General features: G+C 70.3%; 21 protein-coding genes. 9 read left to right on the forward strand and 12 right to left on the reverse strand.

Annotated features, from left to right (window positions below):
- Positions 1-119 precede the first annotated feature (119 nt).
- Genes HMPREF0731_RS02940 through HMPREF0731_RS02950 form a run of 3 tightly spaced genes read right to left on the reverse strand, consistent with a single transcriptional unit; the run spans position 120 to position 3,335 of the window.
- On the reverse strand, positions 120-851 hold the full coding sequence (locus HMPREF0731_RS02940) for a proteasome-type protease (RefSeq protein ID WP_007002524.1): 732 nt from the start codon (positions 849-851) through the stop codon (positions 120-122).
- The gene (locus tag HMPREF0731_RS02945) at positions 848-1,798 is read right to left on the reverse strand and encodes an alpha-E domain-containing protein (protein WP_007002525.1); all 951 of its coding nucleotides are present in this window, start codon (positions 1,796-1,798) and stop codon (positions 848-850) included. Before HMPREF0731_RS02945 ends, HMPREF0731_RS02940 begins: the two co-directional genes overlap by 4 nt.
- A gap of 4 nt (positions 1,799-1,802) precedes the next feature.
- A complete protein-coding gene (locus HMPREF0731_RS02950) occupies positions 1,803-3,335 on the reverse strand; it encodes a circularly permuted type 2 ATP-grasp protein (RefSeq protein WP_007002526.1) in 1,533 nt (510 codons plus the stop codon).
- A gap of 399 nt (positions 3,336-3,734) precedes the next feature.
- On the opposite strand from HMPREF0731_RS02950, the gene HMPREF0731_RS02955 reads away from it, so the two are divergent.
- A complete protein-coding gene (locus HMPREF0731_RS02955; protein ID WP_007002527.1) occupies positions 3,735-4,331 on the forward strand; it encodes a DUF1194 domain-containing protein in 597 nt (198 codons plus the stop codon).
- A gap of 270 nt (positions 4,332-4,601) precedes the next feature.
- A complete protein-coding gene (locus HMPREF0731_RS02960) occupies positions 4,602-5,171 on the forward strand; it encodes a transglycosylase SLT domain-containing protein (RefSeq protein ID WP_007002528.1) in 570 nt (189 codons plus the stop codon).
- An 89-nt stretch (positions 5,172-5,260) separates the two neighbouring features.
- Here HMPREF0731_RS02960 and HMPREF0731_RS02965 read toward each other — a convergent pair whose 3' ends face one another.
- Complete coding sequence (locus HMPREF0731_RS02965; protein ID WP_040611882.1) at positions 5,261-6,550, reverse strand: NCS2 family permease; 1,290 nt, start codon at positions 6,548-6,550, stop codon at positions 5,261-5,263.
- A gap of 222 nt (positions 6,551-6,772) precedes the next feature.
- Between HMPREF0731_RS02965 and HMPREF0731_RS02970 the strand changes: the two genes are divergently transcribed.
- The 4 genes from HMPREF0731_RS02970 to HMPREF0731_RS02985 all read left to right on the forward strand — a co-directional run bounded on the left by HMPREF0731_RS02970 (position 6,773) and on the right by HMPREF0731_RS02985 (position 10,260).
- Positions 6,773-7,612 (forward strand): transporter substrate-binding domain-containing protein, encoded by an 840-nt coding sequence (locus HMPREF0731_RS02970; protein ID WP_040611883.1) that lies wholly within the window; start codon positions 6,773-6,775, stop codon positions 7,610-7,612.
- A gap of 66 nt (positions 7,613-7,678) precedes the next feature.
- Complete coding sequence (locus HMPREF0731_RS02975; protein ID WP_007002531.1) at positions 7,679-8,341, forward strand: amino acid ABC transporter permease; 663 nt, start codon at positions 7,679-7,681, stop codon at positions 8,339-8,341.
- 13 nt (positions 8,342-8,354) lie between these two features.
- Entirely contained in the window at positions 8,355-9,125 is a 771-nt protein-coding gene (locus tag HMPREF0731_RS02980) for an amino acid ABC transporter ATP-binding protein (protein WP_007002532.1), read from the forward strand.
- Between the two features lie 4 nt (positions 9,126-9,129).
- Complete coding sequence (locus HMPREF0731_RS02985) at positions 9,130-10,260, forward strand: enolase C-terminal domain-like protein (protein ID WP_007002533.1); 1,131 nt, start codon at positions 9,130-9,132, stop codon at positions 10,258-10,260.
- A 205-nt stretch (positions 10,261-10,465) separates the two neighbouring features.
- Here the strand turns inward: HMPREF0731_RS02985 and glnA are convergent, their stop codons facing one another.
- Positions 10,466-11,902 (reverse strand): type I glutamate--ammonia ligase, encoded by a 1,437-nt coding sequence (glnA, locus tag HMPREF0731_RS02990; protein WP_007002534.1) that lies wholly within the window; start codon positions 11,900-11,902, stop codon positions 10,466-10,468.
- A 156-nt stretch (positions 11,903-12,058) separates the two neighbouring features.
- The gene (locus tag HMPREF0731_RS02995) at positions 12,059-12,397 is read right to left on the reverse strand and encodes a P-II family nitrogen regulator (RefSeq protein ID WP_007002535.1); all 339 of its coding nucleotides are present in this window, start codon (positions 12,395-12,397) and stop codon (positions 12,059-12,061) included.
- A 369-nt stretch (positions 12,398-12,766) separates the two neighbouring features.
- Here HMPREF0731_RS02995 and HMPREF0731_RS03000 point away from each other — a divergent pair, with 369 nt between their 5' ends.
- The gene (locus HMPREF0731_RS03000; RefSeq protein ID WP_007002536.1) at positions 12,767-13,954 is read left to right on the forward strand and encodes an aminotransferase; all 1,188 of its coding nucleotides are present in this window, start codon (positions 12,767-12,769) and stop codon (positions 13,952-13,954) included.
- A gap of 235 nt (positions 13,955-14,189) precedes the next feature.
- Entirely contained in the window at positions 14,190-14,459 is a 270-nt protein-coding gene (locus HMPREF0731_RS03005) for an HU family DNA-binding protein (RefSeq protein WP_007002537.1), read from the forward strand.
- A gap of 54 nt (positions 14,460-14,513) precedes the next feature.
- Here HMPREF0731_RS03005 and HMPREF0731_RS03010 read toward each other — a convergent pair whose 3' ends face one another.
- The 3 genes from HMPREF0731_RS03010 to HMPREF0731_RS03020 form a co-directional block, all read right to left on the reverse strand.
- Complete coding sequence (locus tag HMPREF0731_RS03010; protein WP_157135906.1) at positions 14,514-15,488, reverse strand: Bug family tripartite tricarboxylate transporter substrate binding protein; 975 nt, start codon at positions 15,486-15,488, stop codon at positions 14,514-14,516.
- 158 nt (positions 15,489-15,646) lie between these two features.
- Positions 15,647-16,363 (reverse strand): ribonuclease activity regulator RraA, encoded by a 717-nt coding sequence (locus HMPREF0731_RS03015; RefSeq protein WP_007002539.1) that lies wholly within the window; start codon positions 16,361-16,363, stop codon positions 15,647-15,649.
- An 11-nt stretch (positions 16,364-16,374) separates the two neighbouring features.
- Positions 16,375-17,160 (reverse strand): SDR family oxidoreductase, encoded by a 786-nt coding sequence (locus HMPREF0731_RS03020; RefSeq protein WP_040611884.1) that lies wholly within the window; start codon positions 17,158-17,160, stop codon positions 16,375-16,377.
- A gap of 115 nt (positions 17,161-17,275) precedes the next feature.
- Between HMPREF0731_RS03020 and HMPREF0731_RS03025 the strand changes: the two genes are divergently transcribed.
- Positions 17,276-18,145, forward strand: a complete 870-nt coding sequence (locus HMPREF0731_RS03025; RefSeq protein ID WP_007002541.1) for a LysR family transcriptional regulator — start codon at positions 17,276-17,278, stop codon at positions 18,143-18,145.
- On the opposite strand, the gene HMPREF0731_RS03030 is transcribed toward HMPREF0731_RS03025, so the two are convergent.
- The 3 genes from HMPREF0731_RS03030 to HMPREF0731_RS03040 all read right to left on the reverse strand — a co-directional run bounded on the left by HMPREF0731_RS03030 (position 18,132) and on the right by HMPREF0731_RS03040 (position 22,388).
- Positions 18,132-18,434 (reverse strand): alkylphosphonate utilization protein, encoded by a 303-nt coding sequence (locus HMPREF0731_RS03030; RefSeq protein ID WP_007002542.1) that lies wholly within the window; start codon positions 18,432-18,434, stop codon positions 18,132-18,134. The genes HMPREF0731_RS03025 and HMPREF0731_RS03030 overlap by 14 nt on opposite strands.
- A gap of 104 nt (positions 18,435-18,538) precedes the next feature.
- Positions 18,539-21,586: a D-2-hydroxyglutarate dehydrogenase YdiJ gene (gene ydiJ, locus HMPREF0731_RS03035; RefSeq protein WP_007002543.1), complete on the reverse strand. Its 3,048-nt coding sequence runs from the start codon at positions 21,584-21,586 to the stop codon at positions 18,539-18,541.
- A gap of 13 nt (positions 21,587-21,599) precedes the next feature.
- Positions 21,600-22,388, reverse strand: coding sequence for an enoyl-CoA hydratase/isomerase family protein (locus tag HMPREF0731_RS03040; RefSeq protein ID WP_040611885.1), 789 nt, complete (start codon positions 22,386-22,388; stop codon positions 21,600-21,602).
- Between the last annotated feature and the right edge of the window lie 60 nt (positions 22,389-22,448).

Below are 22,448 nucleotides of genomic sequence, written 5' to 3' on the forward strand. Positions count from 1 at the left end.
GGCCCGGCGTCCGGGCGGCGGCCCCCTGCACGCAAGCCCTTGTCATGCGCGCGCCCCCGGCCCCGCTGCCAGAGTCGCCTGCGATGCGGAGGAGTGGAAGGGGCGGCCGCGCCGGCCGGCTACAGCCAGTCCGGCGCCGGCATGCGGCGATAGGCCTCGCGCAGCGCGCTGGACCAGTCCTCCCGCAGGGTGCGGAAATACGGGTCCTCCTCGGTGATGCGGCGCTGCAGCCGGATCTGCTGCGTGCCCGCCTCATAGACCAGCAGGTCGAGCGGCAGGCCGACGGTGAGGTTGGAGCGCAGCGTGCTGTCCATGCTGACGAGCGTCAGCTTCACCCCGTCCTCCAGCCCGGTCTGGTGGGTCAGGGCGCGGTCGAGGATCGGCTTGCCGTATTTGTGCTCGCCGATCTGCAGGAAGGGGGTGTCGGGCGTCGCCTCGATGAAGTTGCCGGCGGCGTAGACGAGGTAGAGGCGCACCGGCCCGCCGGCGATCTGCCCGCCCAGCATGATGGAGACGTCGAAGCCCACCCCTTGGGCCTTCAGCATCGCGCCATCCATCTCGTAGACGGCGCGGATGGCGGCACCCACCAGCTGCGCGGCGCGGAACATGCTGGGCACGGTGAGCAGCGTGTGCCGCTCGCCCTCCAGCATCAGCCCCTCGGCCAGGCGGTTCCACACCGCCTGGGTGATGGCGAGGTTGCCGGCGGCGAGCATGCAGAGCATGCGCTCCCCCGGCACGGTCGCCGTGTACATCTTCGAGAAGATCGAGATGTTGTCGACGCCCGCATTGGTGCGGGTGTCGGAGAGCATGACCAGCCCCTGCTCCAGCCACAGCCCGACGCAATAGGTCATGTCTGGCGGCCGTTCAGGTAGGCCCGGCCGATCTCGCGCCCCAGCAGCACGTTCTGGTCGATGATGCCGGTGAGGAAGCCGTGCAGCCCGCCCTCCAGGATGGCATCGACCCGGCCATAGCGCAGCCGGGCGTGCAGCGCGCCGGCCAGGCGGTGGCCCTCGCCACGCGCGCCGTCATTGGCCTCGGCGATCTGCTCCAGCGTCTGCTCGACGCGGCGGTAGCAGGCGAGCAGCGAGCGCGGCAGCTCGGGCCGCAGGATCAGCAGCTCCGCCACATGCGCGGGGCTCAGCCGCGCGTGATAGACGTGCTGGTAGGCCCGCAGCGCCGAGACCGAGCGCAGCACCGCCTGCCATTGCGCGTAATTCGCCGCGTCCTCCGTGGCGTCCGCGGCGAAGGCGGCGTGGCGGACGTCAAGCAGCCGCGCGGTGTTGTCGGCGCGCTCCAGCATGGTGCCGAGATGGCAGAAGCGCCAGGCATCGTCGCGCAGCATGGTGTCGGCGGCGGCGCCGTTGAACAGCAGGGTGCGGCTGCGCACCCAGTCGAGGAAGCCGGGCAGCCGGTCGCCCTTGATGGCGCTGGAATCGAGGCGGCGGAACTCGATCCAGGTGTCGTTGATCGCCTCCCACATGTCGACGGTCAGCGCGGTGCGCACGGTGCGGGCGTTGCGCCGCGCCGCCTCGACGCAGGCGGCGATGCCGGAGGGGTTCTCGGGGTCCAGCGCCAGCCAGGCCACGGCGGCGTCCTGCGAATGCACCGGATGGCGCTCGCGGAAGCTGGGCTCGCAGCCGGTGGCGATCATCAGGGCGCGCCATTCCTCGTCGGCGGCGCTGAGCGGATTGGCCAGCAGCGCCATGCGCAGCGTGGCGGCCAGGCCGCGCGCGACATTGCCGGCGCGCTCGGAGTAGCGGCCGAGCCAGAACAGGCAGTCGGCGGTCCGGGACAGCATTCTCTCAGGTCTCCCCGGCGGTGGCGTCGTTGGCGTGGGCGGGCGTGGCGCCCTGGCCCTGGCTTTGCCCGGCGCCATTGTCCTGGGACTGGGACTGCGTTTGGCGGGTGCAGGGCGCGTCCAGCACCCAGGTGTCCTTGGTGCCGCCGCCCTGGCTGGAATTGACCACCAGCGAGCCCTCGCGCAGCGCGACGCGGGTCAGCCCGCCCGGCACCATGCGCACGCTGCGGCCGAACAGCACGAAGGGGCGAAGATCGACATGGCGCGGTGCGATGCCACCGTCGCCCAGCGTCGGCACGGTGGAGAGCGCCAGAGTCGGCTGCGCGATGTAGTCGCCCGGCCGCGCGGTGATGCGTGCCGCGAAATCGGCGCGCTGCTCCTCCGTCGCGTGCGGGCCGACCAGCATGCCGTAGCCGCCGGAGCCGCGCGCCAGCTTCACCACCAGCTTGTCGAGATTGGCCAGCACATAGTCGCGGTCCGCCTCGCGCTCGCACATGAAGGTGGGCACGTTGGAGAGGATCGGCTCCTCGCCGAGGTAGAAGCGCACCATCTCGGGCACGAAGGGGTAGATCGCCTTGTCATCGGCGATGCCGGCGCCCGGCGCGTTGGCCAGCGCCACATTGCCGGCCTTGTAGGCCGCCATCAGCCCGGGCACGCCGAGCGCGCTGTCGGGGCGGAAGGCCTCGGGGTCGAGGAAATCATCGTCGATGCGGCGATAGATGACGTCGACGCGCTGCGCGCCGGCGGTGGTGCGCATATAGACCACCTGGTCGCGCACGAAGAGGTCGGCGCCTTCCACCAGCTCGACGCCCATCTCGTCGGCCAGGAAGGAGTGCTCGTAATAGGCGCTGTTGTAGGGGCCGGGGGTCAGCACCACCACCTTGGGCTCCGGCCCGCTGCCGGCGGGGGCGATGCTCTTCAGCGTCTCCAGCAGCTCCTCCGGATAGTGGCTGACGGGGGCGATGCGGTGCCGGGTGAACAGCTCCGGGAAGAGGCGCAGCATCGCCTCGCGGTTCTCCAGCATGTAGGAGACGCCCGAGGGCGTGCGGCAATTGTCCTCCAGCACGTAGAATTCGTCCGGCCCGGTGCGCACCAGGTCGATGCCGGAGATCACCGTGTAGACCCCGCCCGGCGGGGTGAAGCCTTCCATCTGCTTCAGGTAGCCCTCATTCTCCAGCACCAGCTCGGCCGGGACGCGGCCGGCCTTGATGATCTCCTTCGGGCCGTAGACATCGGCCAGGAAGGCGTTCAGCGCGCGCACCCGCTGCTCCAGCCCCTGGGACAGCCTTTCCCATTCCTCGCGCGAGAGGATGCGGGGGATGACGTCGAAGGGGATCAGCCGCTCGGGGTCGCCGCCCTCGGTGTAGACGGCGAAGGTGACGCCGATGCGGCGGAACAGCACCTCGGCCTCGCGGCGCTTCTGGTCCAGGGCGTCCTGGCCCGTGGCGTCCAGGAAGCGGGCCATCTCGGCATAGGGCGGTCGGATGCCGCCATCGGCGTGCATCTCGTCGAAGGCGGAGGCAGGGCGTTCGGCCACGTTGTTCCGGCGTCCTCAAGAATTGCGCTTCGTGCCGGCCGGCGCGGTGGGTCCTGGTCCCGCAAGCGCCGGGCCGGACCGGCACAGGCTCAGTTGAGCAAGCGGAACGGCGCCGGCGCAAGCCGGGTTTCCACCGCATCGCGCGGCGCCGGGCCGGCCGGGCGGGGCTTCTGCCCAAGCCGGCGGCATGGCTGCCCGTCCGCCGGGCGATCCCGGCCCCATCCTCCGCCTGGCCTGGCCCGATCGCGCTTGACCCCGGCGCGGCGCGCGGCGGAGGCTCAGGCCCACCCCGCCAGGGAGCGACCGGATGCGACGCCGCCCTCTCCTCGCCTTGCCCGCCCTGCTGCTGCCCCCGCCCCGCCCCCCGCCCGTGCCCAGCCGGCGGCGGCGGGCGCGCCGGTGGATGTGGCGCTGGTGCTGGCCATCGATGCCTCGGGCAGCATCGGCGAGCCGGAGTTCCGCCTGCAGCGCGAGGGCTGCGCCGAGGCGGTGACCCACCCCGCCGTGCTGGCGGCGATCCGGGGCGGGCCGCTCGGCCGGGTGGCCATCGCCATGGTCGAGTGGGGCGCGCCGGGGGGGGCGGAGACGGTGCTGGGCTGGCACGCCGTCTCGGGCGCCGAGTCGGCTGCCACCCTGGCCGCGGGGCTGCTGGCGGCCCCGCGCTCGCGCCAGAGCTGGAACGCCATCGGCGATGCCATCGACCACGCGGCGGCGCTGCTGGCCGCCTGCCCGCACGAGGCGACCCGGCGGGTGATCGACCTGTCGGGCGACGGGCCGGACATGCGCGGGCTGCGCCCGGCCGCGCAGGCGCGTGACGCGGCGGTGGATTCCGGCATTACGATCAATGCCCTGGCCATCCTGACCGGCCGGCCGGGGCTGGTGGAGCATTACCGGGATGCGGTCACCGGCGGCCCCGGGGCCTTCGTGCAACCGGCTGAGGGGCGGGAGGATTTCGCCCGCGCGCTGCGCGCCAAGCTGGTGCGCGAGATCGCTTAGGCAAGGGTTTCATCAACTCATCTTTATATGAGCATGAACCAATAAGTTGCGTCGCCCGGCTGGTTTTGCTTTGCGCCCCCGGTTCCCTGTGGTAGCGGATTTGTCATGACGTCCGCGATCCGCCGGCTGGTGCCCCCGCACCGGCCCCGCTCCGCGGCGTTCCCGGGCCTTTCCTTGGCCCGGAGCGCCTTCTCGCCTCGCCAAAGAGGCACCACGCAGCGCCCCCACAAGGGACCACCAAGAGGGTGGCGGGGGTTTCTCCTGGGGGCCGTGCTGCTTGCGGTCCCTGTCCTGTCCACCAGCCCGGCCGAGGCCGCCGGGCCGCGCAATGCCTGCCTGGAAGCAGTTCGCGCCGCCGAACTGCGTCACGACCTGCCCGATGGGCTGCTGGTGGCGATCGCGCTCGCCGAATCCGGCCTGCACGCGCATGCGCTCAACATCGGCGGCCGCTCCTACTACCCGGAGAGCCGGGCCGAGGCGCGCCGCCTGCTGGTGAACGCCCCCGCCCGGTCTTCGGTCATGGCCGGCTGTGTTCAAGTGAATGCGCGCGTGCATGCGCGTGGCGGCGCCGACTGGCCGCTGGACGCCGATCGCGCGGCCGACTGGGCCGCCCGCTACCTGCGCCAGCACTACGCCACCACCGGCAACTGGGCGGCGGCGCTGCGCCGCTGGAATGGCGGCGGCCACGCGCAGCAGCTGGTCTGCCGGGTCGATGCCAAGCTCCAGGTGGTGCGGCCGGGCAGCAACGCCCTGGGCCGTCCCGCCTGCGGCCGCACCCAGCTGGCCCGCGTCAGCCGCGACGGCGCGGCGCTGCTGGAACTGGCCGAAGCCGGCAACTGAGCGCGGCGCGCGCCCGCAGGGCGCCGCCGAGGGAGCACGGACGTCACCTCCCGGCCGCAGGGCCGGGAGGTTTTTCCCCATCCTCCGCCTCAGGCCGCGAGGTAGAACTTCACCACCGAGGCGGCGGCCAGCACCCAGACCGCGCCGCTGACCGACCGCGCCCGGCCCGCCATCAGCTGGATCGCCGCATAGCTGATGAAGCCGAGCCCGATGCCGGTCGAGATCGAGAAGGTCAGCGGCATGGCCAGCGCGGTGATGATCGCCGGCAGGTAGTCGGCCGGTTCCTCCCAGTGCAGCTCGCGCAGGCTCTGCGCCATCAGGCAGGCGACCAGCACCAGGGCCGGCGCGGTGGCGAAGGCCGGGATCGAGGTCGCCAGCGGCGCCAGGAACAGCGCCAGCAGGAACAGCACCGCGACGGTGAGGGCGGTGAGCCCGGTGCGGCCGCCCGCCTGCACGCCGGCGGCGCTCTCGATATAGGAGACGGTGGTGGAGGTGCCGAGCACGGCGCCGATCATCGAGCCGCCCGAATCGGCCATCAGCGCCCGGCCGAGATTGGGCACCGTGCCGTCCTTGCGCATCAGCCCGGCGCGATGGGTGGTGGCGATCAGCGTGCCGGTGTTGTCCAGCAGGTCCACCAGGAAGAAGGTGAAGACGATCACCAGCAGGCCAAGGCCGAGCGCGCCGGCCAGGTCCATCTGCAGGAAGGTCGGCGCCAGCGAGGGCGGCAGCGAGACGATGCCTTGGAACTGCGTCAGCCCGAACGGCACGCCGAGCGCGGCGGTCACCAGGATGCCGATGACGATCGCCCCCGTGACACCGCGCGCCAGCAGCCCCGCCGTCAGCAGGAAGCCGAAGCAGGAGAGCAGCGTCGCCGGATTGCGGAAGGAGCCCAGCGTGACCAGCGTCACCGGATGGTCCACCACCAGCCCCATGCCCTGCAGCCCGATCAGCAGCAGGAAGAAGCCGATGCCGGCGGCGATGCCGAGTTTCAAGGAGAGCGGGATGGCGTTGATCAGCCATTCGCGCAACCCGCTCAGCGACACCACCAGGAACAGCAGGCCGGACAGGAACACGGCACCCAGCGCCACCTGCCAGGACACGCCCATGCCGGCGACGACGACGAAGGCGAAGCGCGCGTTCAGCCCCATGCCCGGGGCGAGGGCCACCGGGTAGTTGGCCAGCAGCCCCATCAGCGCCGAGCCGATGGCGGCGGCCAGGCAGGTGGCGACGAAGGCGGCGCCCTGGTCCATGCCGGCCTGCGCCATGATGCCGGGGTTGACCACGATGATATAGGCCATGGTCAGGAAGGTGGTGAGGCCGGCCAGGACCTCCCGCCGCGGCGTGGTGCCGCGCTCGGCCAGCTTGAAGAAACGATCCAAGGCGGCGTGCTCCGCGAATGCTGTGGTGCAGCAGAATACCGGGCGGCTGGGCGGCTCCACAATTCCCCCTCCGCGCAAGGCGTCTCCCCGTTCCGCGCAGACGGGTCTATGAAGACAGGCAAGCCGCACCGTGACGGCGCACGCCAGATCCGACAGGGATGCATCACCACCCGGCCCGGCGCCGGCCTTGAGGCCGCGCCGCGCCGCCGCAGGAGACAGTTCATGGTTTCACGCCGCATGATCGGCACCGCCGCCGGGCTCGCCCTCGCGATGGGCGCCAGCCTCTCGACCCCGGCGCTGGCGCAGGGCGCCAACGAGACGACCTTCGACCGCATCCGCCGCACCAAGAAGCTGCGCAGCGCGGCGGTGGTCGGCGGCGCGCCCTACTACCACAAGGATCTCGCCTCCGGTCAGTGGCGCGGCTTCTACATCGACCTGCTGAAGATGCTGGCCGAGGAGCTGGAGGCCGAGCTGGAGCTGACCGAGACCACCTGGGGCAACGCCGTCCTCGATTTGCAGTCGAACAAGATCGACATCTTCTTCGGCCTGAACCCCACGCCGCGCCGCGCCCTGGTGATCGACTTCTCCGTGCCCTGCTTCAGCAACGCCTTCAGTTTCATCGCCAAGCGCGGCTACTCGCCGAAGAGCTGGGACGAGCTGAACGCGCCGGAGGTGAAGATCGCCGTCGACAGCGGCTCCTCGCAGGACCAGGTGGTGACGCGGCTCTGCCCGCGCGCGCAGATCAGCCGCTTCAAGAGCGCGGACGAGGCGACGATGGCCGTGCAGTCCGGCCGCGCCGACGCGCAATGCCTGGTGCTGCTGCTGGCGCTGACGGCGGTGAAGCGCAACGCCAATATCGGCCATGTCGTGGTGCCGGCGCCGGTCTTCGCCACCACCTCCAATGCCGGCTTCCGGCGCGAGGCCGACAAGACCTGGCGCGACTTCGTCAACACCTGGATCGACTTCAACAAGGGCCTCGGCGCCGTGCGCAGCGCCATCCTGCGCAACATGGAGCTGGTCGGCATCTCCGAATCCGACTTCCCGCCGGGTATCACGCTCTGACGCCGCCGCCGGGGCACGCCCTGGGCGCGCCCCGGCCCTGGCCTCGCCCGCTGACGGGAAGATTGCATGTACAACTGGGATTTCGCCGTCGTCTGGAGCTATCGCTGGCTCTTCGTCAACGGCCTCTGGGTGACGCTGGCCTTCACCGCCGCCATCGTGCTGCTCGGCCTCGCCGTCGGCCTGTTCTCCGGCCTGCTGCGGCTGTCGCGCCTGGCGCCGCTGCGCTGGTTCTCGCAAGCCTATGTCGAGCTGTTCCGCTGCACGCCGATCCTGGTGCAGCTGGTGTGGTTCTACTACGCCCTGCCGATCCTCACCGGCATCCAGATGAGCGCCACCACCGCCGGCGTGCTGGCCCTCTCGCTCTATGGCGGCGCCTTCTATTCCGAGATCGTGCGCGGCGGCATCGCCTCGATCGAGAGTGGCCAGAGTGAGGCGGCGCTGGCGCTGGGCATGACGCCGGCGCAGTCGATGCGCCGCATCGTGCTGCCCCAGGCGATGAAGCGCATGGTGCCGCCGCTGATGAACCAGTCCATCATCCAGCTGAAGAACACCTCGCTGGTCTCGGTGCTGGCCGTGCCGGACCTGCTCTACCAGGGCCAGGCGGCGGCGCATGACAGCTACCGGCCGCTCGAGATCTACACCGTGGTGGCCATCATCTATTTCGTCGTGCTGTTCCCGCTGACCCTGCTGGTCGGCCGGCTGGAGCGCCGTCTGGCGCGGTCCGACTGAGGAGGCGGAGACGATGGACGAGACCATGATCGAGGTCGCCGCGCTGCAGAAGCGCTTCGGCAGCAACACCGTGCTGCGCGACGTGAACCTCCAGGTCCGCAAGGGCGAGGTGGTGGCGCTGATCGGCCCCTCCGGCTCCGGCAAATCGACGCTGCTGCGCTGCCTGAACCTGCTGGTGGTGCCGGATGGCGGCCGCGTGCGGGTGGGCGGGCAGAGCTTCGCCTTCGGCGGCGCCGTGTCGCTGCCCGGCACCCAGGCCATGGCGCGCTTCCGCGCCGCCACCGGCATGGTGTTCCAGCAATTCAACCTGTTTCCGCACATGACGGTGCTGGCCAATGTGATGGAAGGCCCGCTGACCGTCCGCCGCATGCCGCGCCCCGAGGCCGAGGCGCTGGCGCGCGGCCTGCTCGGCAAGGTCGGGCTGGAGGACAAGGCGGGGCAGTATCCCTCCCGCCTCTCCGGCGGGCAGAAGCAGCGTGTCGCCATCGCCCGCGCGCTGGCCATGCAGCCCGCGGTGATGCTGTTCGACGAGGCGACCAGCGCCCTCGACCCCGAGCTGGTGGGCGAGGTGCTGGCGGTGATGCAGTCGCTCGCCGCCGAGGGCATGACGATGGTCATCGTCACCCATGAGATCGCCTTCGCCCGCGACGTCGCCGACCGCGTGGTGTTCCTGCGCGACGGCGTCATCGTCGAGGACGGGCCGGCGCGGCAGGTCATCGACACCCCGCGGGAGGAGGCGACGCGCGCCTTCCTCTCGCATTTCCACCGCCAGCGCGAAGGCTGAGACCATGAGCATCGGCCCTGTCGTTGAACGCATGCGGGTCTTCCTGGTGGAAAGCCCGATCAAGATGGCCCGCGCCCAGGGCGTGGGCTCGGTGCAGGGCAGCGTGCGCCGCGTGCTGCTGGAGCTGACCGCCAGCGATGGCGCCATCGGCTGGGGCGAGGCCGCGCCCTGGGAGGTGTTCACCGGCACGCCGGAAGGGGCCTTCCTGGCGCTCGACGTCTATCTGCGGCCGCTGGTGATCGGCGCGCCGGTGCGCCGACTGCGCAGCCTGATGGCGCAGATGGACCGCGCCCTGACCGGCCACCCCGAAAGCAAGGTGGCGGTGGAGATGGCGCTGCTGGACCTGATGGGCCAGCAGACCGGCCTGCCGGTGTCGGAGCTGCTGGGCGGGCGGGTGCGCGACACCATCCCCCTCTCCTTCTCCATCGCCGACCCGGATTTCGCGGCCGACCTCGCGCGCATGCACGAGATGGTCGGCCAGGGCCACCGGCTGTTCAAGGTGAAGACCGGCGTGAAGCCGCATGCCGTGGACATGGAGCATCTGGAGGCGATGCGCGACGCCTTCGGCGACCGCATCGACCTGCGCCTGGACTACAACCAGGCGCTGGAGCCGTTCCGCGCCATGACTGTGCTGCGCGATGTCGACCGCTTCCGCCCGACCTTCATCGAGCAGCCGGTGCCGCGCCGGCATCTGGACGCCATGGCCGGCTTCTGCGCCGCGCTGGATACGCCGGTGCTGGCCGATGAAAGCTGCTTCGACGCGACCGACCTGCTGGAGATCGTGCGCCGCCAGGCCGCCGACGCCATCAGCGTGAAGCTGATGAAGTGCGGCGGGCTGCTGAAGGCGCAGGCGCTGATGGCGATCGCCGACACCGCCGGCATCCCCGGCTATGGCGGCACGCTGTGGGAGGGCGGCATCGCGCTGGCCGCCGGCACGCAGCTGATCGCGGCGACGCCCGGCATCTCGCTCGGCTGCGAATTCTACATGCCGCACCATGTGCTGACCGAGGATGTGCTGGAGGAGCGCATCCCGCAGCGCCGCGGCGAAGTGGTGGTGCCGGAGACGCCGGGGCTGGGCATCCGCATCAGCGCGCATTCGCTGAAGCATGGGGCGAGGCTGCTGGCGGAAGCCTGATTCTTTCGGACTGCCGTGGCCGGGTTGAGAGGCGGGCCTCGGCACTCCACCAGCGGCGCTGCCCCGCGAAGGGCCAACAGATAAAAAGAAGATGGGGGCCCGGGGGAATTCCTTCCCCGGCCTTTTTTTTCTTCCTGCGCCCTGCACACAAAAAAACCGGGGGAGATTGCTCTCCCCCGGCCTTCCGATCGGATCGCGGAGGCGATCAGACCGAGTAGTACATCTCGAACTCGACCGGGTGCGGGGTGTGCTCGAAGCGGTACACCTCCTGCCACTTCAGCTCGATGTAGGACTCGATCTGGTCCTTCGAGAAGACGTCGCCGGCCAGCAGGTAGTCGTGGTCGGCGGCCAGGGACTCCAGCGCCTCGCGCAGCGAGCCGCAGACCGTCGGGATGCCCTTCAGCTCCTCCGGCGGCAGGTCGTACAGATCCTTGTCCATGGCTTCGCCCGGATGGATCTTGTTCTTGATGCCGTCGAGGCCGGCCATCAGCATCGCCGAGAAGGCCAGGTAGGGGTTGGCGGTCGGATCCGGGAAGCGGACCTCGACGCGCTTGGCCTTCGGGTTCGTCGCATACGGGATGCGGCAGGAGGCCGAGCGGTTGCGCGCCGAGTAGGCCAGCAGCACGGGGGCCTCGAAGCCCGGGATCAGGCGCTTGTAGGAGTTCGTGCTGGGGTTGGTGAAGGCGTTCAGCGACTTGGCATGCTTGATGATGCCGCCGATGTACCACAGCGCGTAGTCGGACAGGTCGGCATAGCCATTGCCGGCGAAGAGCGGCTTGCCGGCCTTCCAGATCGACTGGTGGACGTGCATGCCCGAGCCGTTGTCGCCATAGATCGGCTTCGGCATGAAGGTCGCCGTCTTGCCGTAGCTGTGCGCGACGTTGTGGATCACATACTTGTAGATCTGCATGTGATCGGCCTGCATCACCAGCGGGCCGAACTTGGTGCCCAGCTCGTGCTGCGACTGCGCCACCTCATGGTGGTGCTTCTCGCCGACGACGCCCATCTCGATCATGGTGGACAGCATCTCGGCGCGCAGGTCGACTTCGCTGTCGACCGGGTTCACCGGGAAGTAGCCGCCCTTGACGCCCGGGCGGTGGCCCATATTGCCTTCCGGATAGTCCTTCAGGCTGGCGCCGGGGCCCTCGATGCTGTCGAGCTGGTAGATGCCGTAATTGCCGCCCGTGCCGAACTTCACGTTGTCGAAGATGAAGAACTCGGCCTCGGGGCCGAAGAAGGCGGTGTCACCGATGCCGGTGGAGGCGAGATACGCCTCGGCCTTCTTGGCGGTCGAGCGCGGGTCGCGCGAATAGGCCTGGCCGGTCGACGGCTCGATGATGTCGCAGAACAGGATCAGCTGCGGCTTCGCGGCGAACGGATCCATGCAGGCGGACGTGGCGTCCGGCATCAGGATCATGTCGGACTCGTTGATCGCCTTCCAGCCGGCGATCGAGGAGCCGTCGAACATGATGCCGTCGGTGAACATCTCCTCCTCGATGGTGGAGACGTGCTGGGCGGTGTGCTGCCACTTGCCACGCGGGTCCGTGAACCGGAAGTCCACGTACTCGACGCTGTTCTCCTTGATCATCTCCATGACCTTGGAGACAGCGTTGGGCGTTGCTGCTGCGGGCTTCTTCGCCATCGTGTGTGGTCCTGTTCCCCTAACGACAATCGGTAGTCACGCGGGCGGGGTGCGAACCCTCGCCGCGTGGAGCGGGGCGGCCGCTCGGGCCCGCCTCCGCCGCATGGCTTGGGCGGCCGCCGCGCGCCCCCGCGCGCGGCCACCGCCAGGCATCTGTCAGACCGCGTCCTCGCCCCGTTCGCCGGTGCGGATGCGGATCACTTCCTGCACGTCGGAGACGAAGATCTTGCCGTCGCCGATACGACCCGTGCGCGCCGCGGCCTGGATGGCCTCGATGGCGCGTTCGGCCAGGTCGTCGGAGCAGACCACCTCGATCTTCACCTTCGGCAGGAAGTCGACGACATATTCCGCGCCGCGATACAGCTCGGTGTGCCCCTTCTGGCGCCCGAACCCCTTCGCCTCCACCACGGTCAGGCCCTGCAGCCCGATCTCGTGCAGCGCATCCTTCACCTCGTCGAGCTTGAAGGGCTTGATGATCGCCTCGATCTTCTTCATCGGCTCCGTCCACGGCACGCCCACCTGAATGCAGGGTTCGTGCCGGCCTTCCTTCCTCCCGGGTTTCCGCGGCCTTTGCCGCCTTCGCGGCAGGCCGGTTCGTGCTGCTGTGTCGCATGCCATGAGGCGGGCGGGCAATGGCGCCCGGAGGGAATTTACATGCCGCGGGACAGGCCGCCGCCTGCTTCCGAGGCAGGCTGCCTGATTCAGTGGCAGGCATGCACAGAGGGCGGTTGCATGGCGGGGTCGGGGCTTCCATTATCCTGCCGCGCCCGGGGCCGGGGCGGGGGGCTGCGCGCCCCCGGAGCAGCGGGCCGCCCCTCCCCCGCCCGTCCAGAAGCGGGGCCGTGCTTTGGACAGACAGCGCCCATGAAGCCGCAGAACGACCTGCTCTCCGCGACCGGCACCACCATCTTCACCGTCATGTCGGCGCTGGCCGTGCAGCATGGCTCGATCAATCTCGGCCAGGGCTTCCCGGACTATGAGGGGCCGGAGGATGTGGTGCGCGCGGCGGCCGACGCCCTGCTCGACAACCGCAACCAGTACCCGCCGCTGACCGGCCTGCCGGAGCTGCGCCAGGCCGTGGCGGCGGCGAATCGGCGCTTCTACGGGCTGGAGATCGACCCCAACGCCGAGGTGGTGGTGACCTCCGGCGCGACCGAGGCGCTGGCCGCGTCGCTGATGGCGGTGATCAACCCGGGCGACGAGGTGGTGCTGCTCGAGCCGCTCTACGACACCTACCTGCCGGTGGTGCGGCTGCTCGGCGCGGTGCCGAAGCTGGTGCGCCTCAGCCCGCCGAAATGGGAGCTGCCGCGCGCCGAGCTGGCCGCCGCCTTCGGCCCGAAGACCAAGGCGATCCTGCTCAACAGCCCGATGAACCCGGCCGGCAAGGTCTTCACCGCCGCCGAGCTGGCCTATATCGCCGAGCTCTGCCAGCGCCACGACACCTATGTGGTCTGCGACGAGGTGTATGAGCACCTGACCTTCGATGGCTGGAAGCACATCCCGCTGATGACGCTGCCGGGCATGCGGGAGCGCTGCATGCGCATCGGCTCGGCCGGCAAGACCTTCAGCCTGACCGGCTGGAAGGTCGGCTACATCACCGCCGACCGCAGCCTGGCCGCCAATGTGGCCAAGGCGCACCAGATGCTGACCTTCACCACCGCGCCCAATCTGCAGCGCGCGGTGGCGGTCGGGCTGGCCAAGGACGATGCCTATTTCGCCAGCCTCTCGGCCGAGCTGCAGGCGAAGCGCGACCTGCTCGCCCAGGGCCTGGCCGAACTCGGCTTCGGCGTGCTGCCGACCCAGGGCAGCTATTTCATCACCTGCGACTTCACGCCGCTCGGCTTCGCGGGCGACGACATCGCCTTCTGCCGCCACATCACCGAGGTGGCGAAGGTGACGGCCATTCCCGTCTCCGCCTTCTATGCCGGGCCGGATGCGCCGAAGAATTTTGTCCGTTTCGCTTTCTGCAAGCGCGAGGCGGTGCTGCAGGAGGCGCTGCAGCGGCTGCGCGCCTGGAAGCAGGCGCGGGGCGATCTGGCCGCCGCCATCTGACAGCGCGACCGCCGCGGCCCGCACAGGGCCGCGGCCGGCAGGCCACGCCGCCGCGATCCGCCCGGCACAACCCCAGGCTGCGCATCTCGGGCGCGGCTTCGCGGCCACAGCGCAGCACCGATCGGTCATGCCGCTCTGCCGCGTGCTGGCGAAGCCCTGGAACGCTTGCTAAGCGAGGCGGGCCGGAACTTCCGACACTTTCAAAAAAACGCCAGAACAAGCGAGTCACACAGGCATGTCGAAGGCTTTCATCGCGCAGGTGCTCCAGGATTCCCTGGGCTGCACCGGCGTCGCCGCCAATCGCGCGGCCGGCGAGCTGATCGCCGCCATCGTCAAGGACATGAAGAAGCAGGGCGGCTTCACCCTGCCGAGCTTCGGCACCTTCACGGTGCGCAAGACCAAGGCGCGCAAGGGCATGAACCCGCGCACCGGCGAGCCGGTGAAGATCAAGGCCGGCAAGACGGTGCGCTTCAAGGCCTCGCCCAATCTGCGCAAATCGGTCTGATCGCTGCCGGGCGCAGGGGGCGACGCGCCCCCTGCCCCACGACGTCCGCGACGGCTACTGATCGCGCCAGGGCTTGCGCGACCACATCTCCTGCAGCCGCGCATCGAGGCCGAGCACGGCGTCGCGATACTCCGCCCCGATCATCGCCTTGACCGGCAGCACCATGCGCTGCGCATCGGCCAGGAATTGCGGGTCGGCCAGGGCGGCGCGGAAGGCGGCCTCGAGCTTCTGCACGATCTCCGGCGGCAGGCCCGGGGGTGCGACGATGCCACGCTGCGCGCCGGCCACCACCTTCACGCCCTGCTCGGTCAGCGTGGCCACATCGGGCAGCGCCGGGTCGCGTTGCGCGCCGGCCTGGGCCAGACAGCGGAACCGGCCATCGCGATAGCCCGGCCCGCCCTCGCTGACATTGAAGCAGCCGACATCGAGATGCCCGCCCAGCACGGCGGTCTGCAACGGCGCCGCGCCGTTGAAGGGCACGTGGCTGAAGCGCACGCCCGGCACCGCATCCTCGACCTCCAGCATCACCAGATGGTCGTCGGAGCCGATGCCGGTGGTGCCGAAGCTCAGCGTGCCGGGCTCCTTCTTCGCGCGCTCCAGCAGGTCCTGCAACGTGCGGATCGGCGAATCCGCCTTCACCCACAGCCCGCCCGGATCGTCCACCACATTGGCGATGTAGGTGAAGTCGCGCACGCGGTAGCGCACCTGCCGCTCATAGGGGATGGTCATCATCGCCGGCGAGGTGACGGCGCCCAGCACATAGCCATCGGCGCGGGCGTTGAAGGTGGCCTCCATGCCGATCTGGCTGCCGGCGCCGGGGCGGTTCTCGACGACGAAGGTAGCACCCGGCAGGTGGCGCGCCACATGCGGCAGCACGACGCGCGCCATCTGGTCGACGCCACCGCCCGGCGGGAAGGGCACATAGACGCTGATGGGGCGCTCGGTCGGCCAGGCGGCGGCGCGGGCCAGGCGCGGCGCGAACAGGCTCGCGGCGCCCAGCGCCGCCAGGCTGCGGCGGGTGGTCTGCATGGACATGTTCCTTTTCCCCAGTCGGTCCGCCGCCACGCCCCTCTTGCAACGGGGGCACGTGCCACGTCCGGCTTTTTTTCAGTTGTGACGCAGCGGACGGTGCCCCCTGCGCCGGTCGAACCACGCCGCCGGACACCGTCCGGCGGCCCCGAAAAAAATCACTTCTTGCGGGAGGCTTCGTAGCGGGCCTTGTTCTCGGCATTGGGCGGGTAGAGGCCGGGCAGCGACGCGCCGTTCTCGACCTCGCCCATGATCCAGCTCTCCTGCGCCTCCTGCTCGGCGGCCAGCTCGGTGACCTCGTCGACCAGGGCGGCGGGGATCAGCACGGCGCCGTCATCATCGACCACCACGACATCGTTCGGGAAGACGGCGACGCCGCCGCAGCCCACCGGCTCCTGCCAGTTGATGAAGGTGAGGCCGGCGACGGAGGGCGGCGCGGCATTGCCCTGGCACCACACCGGCAGGCCGGTGCCGATGACGCCGGCGCCATCGCGCACCACGCCATCGGTGATCAGCGCCGCGACCTTCCTCTTCGCCATGCGGGCGCAGAGGATATCACCGAAGATGCCGGCATCGGTGCAGCCCATGGCGTCGGCCACGACGATGACGCCCTCCGCCATCGCCTCGATGGCGCTGCGGGTGGAGATCGGGTTGGACCAGCTGGCGGGCGTCGCCAAATCCTCGCGCGCCGGCACGAAGCGCAGCGTGAAGGCGCGGCCGACCAGGCGCGGCTGGCCCGGCTTCAGCGGGCGGGTGCCGCGCATCCACACATTGCGCAGGCCCTTCTTCAGCAGCACCGTGGTCAGCGTCGCGGTGGAGATGCCGGAGAGGGTGTCGATGATCTTCTGGTCGAGCGAAGCGACGTCGACGGACATGGCAGGAGCCCTCAGATGCTGGGGATCAGCCCGCCATCCACGCGGATGACGGAGCCGTTGATGTAGGAGGCACGCTCGGAGGCCAGGAAGGCGACCGTGTCGCCATATTCCTCCGGCTTGCCGTAACGGCCGGCGGGGATGGAGCCGGTGCTCTCGGCCGAGACGTCCTCCACGCTGCGGTTCTCGCGCTTGGCCTTCTGCTCGTCGAGGAACTTGATGCGGTCGGTGGCGACGCGGCCGGGCAGCACGATGTTGGCGGTGATGCCGTCGCGCCCGACCTCACGCGCCAGCGTCTTCGACCAGCCGACCAGGGTCGAGCGCAGCGCGTTGGAGATGCCGAGATTGGGGATCGGCGCCACCACGCCCGAGGAGGTGCTGGTGACGATGCGGCCCCATTTGGCGGCGCGCATGCCCGGCAGCACACGGTCGGTCAGCGCGATGACCGAAAGCACCATGGCGTTGAAATGCTTCGCCCACAGCGCCGGATCCTGGCCGGAGGCCGGCGTCGGCGGCGGGCCACCGGTGTTGTTGACCAGCACGGCGACGGGGCCGAGCTCGGCCTCGATGCGCGCGACGTTGGTCTCGATGGCGGCGAGGTCGGCCAGGTCCCAGACCAGGCTGATCGCCTCCACGCCCTTCGCCTTCACCACCGCCTCGGTGCGCGCCAGGCCCTCGGCGCTGACATCCGCCAGCGCCAGCTTCGCACCTTCCGCCGCCAGCGAGGCGGCGATGGCGCCGCCCAGGCCGCCGCCGGCGCCCAGCACCAGCGCGACCTTCCCCTTCAGACCCAGATCCATTTTTCTTCCAGTCTTGACCAGAGCGGCCGGAGGCCGCGACGGGTCGAGTGTGGGCGCTGGGTCTCCCTCAGAAAACCCTTTCTTTCCTGCTTTCGGAAGATAGATTTCCTTTCCGATGGACACGCGCTTCCTGGACAGTTTCGTCACCGTGGTCGAGGAGGGTTCGATCGCCGCTGCCGCCCGCCGGCTGAACCTGACACCGGCGGCGCTGGCCCAGCGCATCCGCGCGCTGGAGGAGGAGCTGGGGGTGCGGCTGCTGCTGCGCGCCGGCCGCGCCGTGGCGCCGTCGGAGGCGGGGCTGGCGATCCTGGACCGTGCCCGCGCCCTGCTGCGGGAGCTGCGCGACCTGCGCGATTCCGCCACCGGCGAGGCGCTGGCGGGCGAGCTGCGGCTGGGCGCCATCGCCACGGCGCTGACCGGGCTGCTGCCGGGGCTGCTGGCGCGCATGGCGGCGCGGTCGCCGGCGCTGGAGGTGCATGTCTCGCCCGGCATCTCGGCCGATCTGTATCGCCGCGTGCTGGTGGGGGAGCTGGATGCGGCGCTGATCGTGCAGCCGGATTTCGCGCCGCCCAAGAGCTGCGCCTGGCACCTGCTGCGGGAGGAGCCCTTGGTGCTGCTGGCGCCCGAGGCGCTGGCGGATGCGGATCCGCATGGGCTGCTCGCGACCCAGCCCTTCATCCGTTACGACCGCGACCAGTGGGGCGGGCGGCTGGCCGACCGTTATCTGCGCGAGGCGCGGATCAGGCCGCGCGAGCGCTATGAGCTGGATGCGCTGGATGCGATCGCGGTGATGGTGGATCGGGGGCTGGGGGTGGCGCTGGTGCCGGATTGGGCGCCGCCCTGGCCGGCGGGGCTGAAGCTGGCGCGCATCGCCCTGCCTCGGCCCTGCCCGCCACGCCGCATCGGTGTGCTGTGGCTGCGCAACAGCGCGCGCGCCCGGCTGGTACGCGCCTTCCTGGAGGACGGGGCGCTCAGCGCTTCCTGACGAATTCCGTGCGCAGCACCAGGCCCTTGATGCTGTCGTGCTTGCAGTCGATCAGCTCCGGGTCGTCGGTCAGGCGGATGGAGCGGATCAGCGTGCCCTGCTTCAGTGTGGTGTTGGTGCCCTTGACCTTCAGGTCCTTGATGAGGGTGACGGCGTCGCCATCGGCCAGCGCGTGGCCGGAGGCGTCGCGCGCGACGGGCCTTGCCGCCTCGGCCGCGGCGGCCATTTCGCTGGCCGGCCGCCATTCGCCGCTGGCCTCGTCATAGACGTAGTCGTCATTGCCGCTCATCGAGGCGGACCTTTCGTGTGAGGCCGCGCGCGGCAGCCTGATAGAAAAAGATGATGGAGGGTCCGGGAGGAAGAATTCCTTCTTCCTCCCGGTTTTCTTTCTGCTTATGCCGCCTTCGACAATTCGGAGGGCGGCCGCGCTTCCTTCAGCCGCGCCAGCAGCGCCTGCACCGGATGCCGCAGCTGCGCGCCATCGAAGCGCTTGGCCTGGCTGCGGCAGGAATAGCCGGTGGCCAGCAGGCGGGCGCCCTGCTTCGCCACATGGCCGCGCCAGGAGAGGTCGTAGAGCGCCTCGGAGGTCGAGCGGTGCTCCGCCTCATGGCCATAGGTGCCGGCCATGCCGCAGCAGCCGGAGGCCAGGATGGTCAGCGGCGCGCCGAGGCGCATGAACACCGCCTGCCAATCCTGCAGCGAAGCGGTGGCGTTGGTGCGCTCGGTGCAATGCGGCAGCAGGGCGAAACCCTCGCCCGGCGGGAGTTGCGGCAGCAGCGGCAGGCGGCGGGCGAGAAATTCCTGCGGCAGCAGCACGGGCGGCGGCGCGAATTCCTTGTACTCGCTGCGGTAGGTCAGCGTCATGGAGGGGTCGATGCCGACCAGCGCCACGCCGCTGGCGGCCAGCCCTTGCAGCATGGCGGTGTTGGCCGCCGCCTGCCGCCCGAAGGCGCCGAGGAAGCCGTGCACATGCAGCGGCTTGCCGTTCGGCCGGAAGGGCGCCAGCCAGGGGGTGAAGCCCATGCGCGACAGGGCCTCGGCCAGGTCGAGCACCAGGCCGGTCTCGAAATGGCTGGTGAAGGCGTCCTGCACCAGCACGACATGGCGCTCACGCTCGGCGGCCGGGATGGCGGCCAGCGCCTCGGGCGAGGCCAGGGTGATGCCGCGCGCGGCGGCCTGGTCGAGCAGGTCGATGCCGCTCAGCAGCGGGGAATCGACGAGGCCGATCCAGCGCCCCATGGCGCGGCCGGGCGCGCTGCCGAGCAGGGCGTTGGCCAGCTTTGGCAGGCGCGCGGCGGTGGGCAGCGCCGCCTCCAGCCCGCCCAGGATGTAGTCGCGCAGCGGGCGCAGATAGCGGGTGTGGTAGAGCTCCAGGAACTTGGCTCGGAAGGTGGGCACGTCCACTTTGATCGGGCATTGGCCGGAGCAGGATTTGCAGGCGAGGCAGCCATCCATGGCCTCCTTCACCTGATGGGAGAAATCCGCCTCCCCCCGCCGCCGGCCCAGGCTGTTGCCGATGCGCGCCGGCAGCCCGGCGAGGAAGCCCAGGCCGCGCTGTCGGCGCGCCTCCGCCACCGGGTCCACCCCGGCGGCGGAGAGCAGGCGCAGCCATTCGCGGAACAGGCTGGCGCGCCCCTTCGGCGAGTGACGGCGGTCGCCCGTCACCTTGAAGGAGGGGCACATGGCGTCCTGCGTGTCGTAGTTGAAGCAGGCGCCATTGCCGTTGCAGTGCAGCGCCTCCTCATAGCCAGCGCGCACCTCGGCGGGGATGGTGCGGTCGAGCTGGCCGCGCATCGGCACGCGGTCGATGGCCAGCAGGGCCTCGCCATCCGGGGCGGCGATCTTGCCGGGGTTGAGCTGGTTGCGCGGGTCGAAGGCGGCCTTCACCGCCTGCAAGGCCGGGTAGAGCGGCCCGAACACCTCCGGCACGTATTCCGAGCGCACGCCCTTGCCGTGCTCGCCCCAGAGCAGCCCGCCATATTTCCGGGTCAGCGCGAAGACCTCGTCGGAGACCTCGCGGATCAGCCGCTCGGCGCCGTCCGCCTTCATGTCGATGGCGGGGCGGACGTGAAGGACGCCGGCATCGACATGGCCGAACATGCCGTATTCCAGGCCACGGCGGTCCAGCGCCGCGCGGAACTCGGCGATGAAATCGGCCAGGTTCTCGGGCGGGACGGCGGTGTCCTCAACGAAGGGGATCGGCCGCTTCTCGCCCTTCATGTTGCCGAGCAGGCCGACGCCGCGCTTGCGCATGCCCTGGATGCGGGTGCCGGCGGCGTCCCAGGCGATGGTGTGGCCGCGGCGGCCGAAGGCACGGCCCTCGGCGGCGAGGCGCGCCTCGACGGGGGCGAGCTTTTCCCGGACTTCTTCCTCGGTATCACCGACGAATTCGATCAGGTTGATGCCGGCCGCGGCACCTTCCGGGTCATCCGGAAAAAACTCGGCGATGCCGGACCAGACGATGTCGCCGCGCGCCAGGCCGAGCACCTTGGAGTCGACGGTCTCGACCGAGGCGGCGCCGAGCGCCATCAGCACCCGCGCATCGCGCAGGGCGGCGTCGAAACTGTCATAGCGCAGATTGATCAGCGCGCTGCGCTTGGGGATCGGCAGGACCCGGATGCGCGCCTCGGCGATCATCGCCAGCGTGCCTTCCGAGCCGCACAGCAAAGAATTCAGGTCGAACCGCCCCTGCTCGTCGCGCAGATGGGCGAGGTCGTAGCCGGTCAGGCAGCGGTTCAGCGGCGGGAAGCGCTCGGCGATCAGCTGCGCCTGCTCGCGGGCGATGCCGTCGGCGACGCGGTGGATGGCGCCCACCATGTCCTGCCGGCGGGTGACCGCCGCCAGCTCCTCGTCGGTCAGCTTGCGGCTTTCCCACAGCGTGCCGTCCATCAGCACGACGGAGAGCGACAGCACATGGTCACGCGTCTTGCCATACAGGCAGGAGCCCTGGCCGCAGGCATCGGTCGAGATCATGCCGCCCAGCGTCGCGCGGTTGCTGGTCGAGCATTCGGGGGCGAAGAACAGGCCGAGCGGCTTGATCGCCGCGTTCAGCGCGTCCTTCACCAGGCCAGGCTCGACCCGCACCCAGCCTTCCTCGGCATTCACCTCCAGCAGCCGGTTCATGTGGCGGGAGACATCGACGACGATGCCCTCCGTCAGCGACTGGCCATTGGTGCCGGTGCCGCCGCCGCGCGGCCCGATGGCGAGGCCGTGGAAGCGCGGATCCCCCGCCACCCTGGCGATGCGCTGCAGATCCTCGACGCCCCGCGGAAAGACGACCGCCTGCGGCTGGCGCTGATAGATGGAATTGTCGGTCGCCATCATCAGCCGGTCATCATAGCCGGCGCTGATATCGCCCGCGAAGCCGCGCAGCCGCAGCTCGTCCAGGAAGTCCAGCGCCGGGGCGGAAGGAGCCGGCAGGGCCGCGAGGCGGGGGATCATCGGCGGCGTGGTCTCACTCGCCCTTCCAGACCGGGGGGCGCTTGTTGAGGAAGGCATCCATGCCCTCGCGGAAATCCTGGCTCATATAGCACATCAGGATCAGGTCCTTGCCCTCCTCGGAGGACAAGGCGGGGCGCAGCCGGCTGATCGCCTCCTTGGTCGCGCGCAGGGTCAGGGGGGCGTTGGCGGCGACGGTGCGGGCCACCTCCAGCGCGCGGGCCTGAAGGTCGGCGCCCTCCGGCAGCACCTCGTGCAGCAGGCCGATGGCCTTGCCTTCCTCGGCATCGATCAGGCGCGCGGTGAAGATCATCTCCTTGGCGCGCGACGGGCCGATCAGGGCGACCAGGCGGGAGAAGGCGCCCATCGACAGGATATTGCCCAGCGTCCGCGCGATGGGGAAGCCGAAGCGGGCATTGGCGGCGCCGATGCGGATGTCGCAGGCGGCCGCCAGCGCGCCGCCGCCGCCGGTGCAGGCGCCGGCGATGGCGGCGATGGTCGGCTTCGGGCAGGCCTCCAGCGTGGCGATGACGCGGCCGACCCGCTCCTCGTACTCGATCGCGTCCTCGGGCGTCTTGAAGGCGCGGAACTGGTTGATGTCGGTGCCGGCGGCGAAGGCCTTGTCGCCGGCGCCGGTCAGGATGATGGCGCGGACCGATCTGTCCTCGGCGACCTCCTGGCAGAAGGCGGCCAGGCGCTCATACATGGCGAAGGTGAAGGCGTTGCGGGCCTGCGGCCGGTTGAAGGTGACGCGCTTCAGCCCGCCTTCCAGCGTCTCGAACAGGATGTCGTCATCCGCACTCATGGCTTGGCCCTCCCGGCGCTGCGGCGGCGCGTGCGCGGCGCCCCTGGGACGGGGCCTCCT

It is taken from the genome of Pseudoroseomonas cervicalis ATCC 49957 (assembly GCF_000164635.1).
In the GTDB taxonomy this organism is placed as follows: Bacteria; Pseudomonadota; Alphaproteobacteria; order Acetobacterales; family Acetobacteraceae; genus Pseudoroseomonas; species Pseudoroseomonas cervicalis.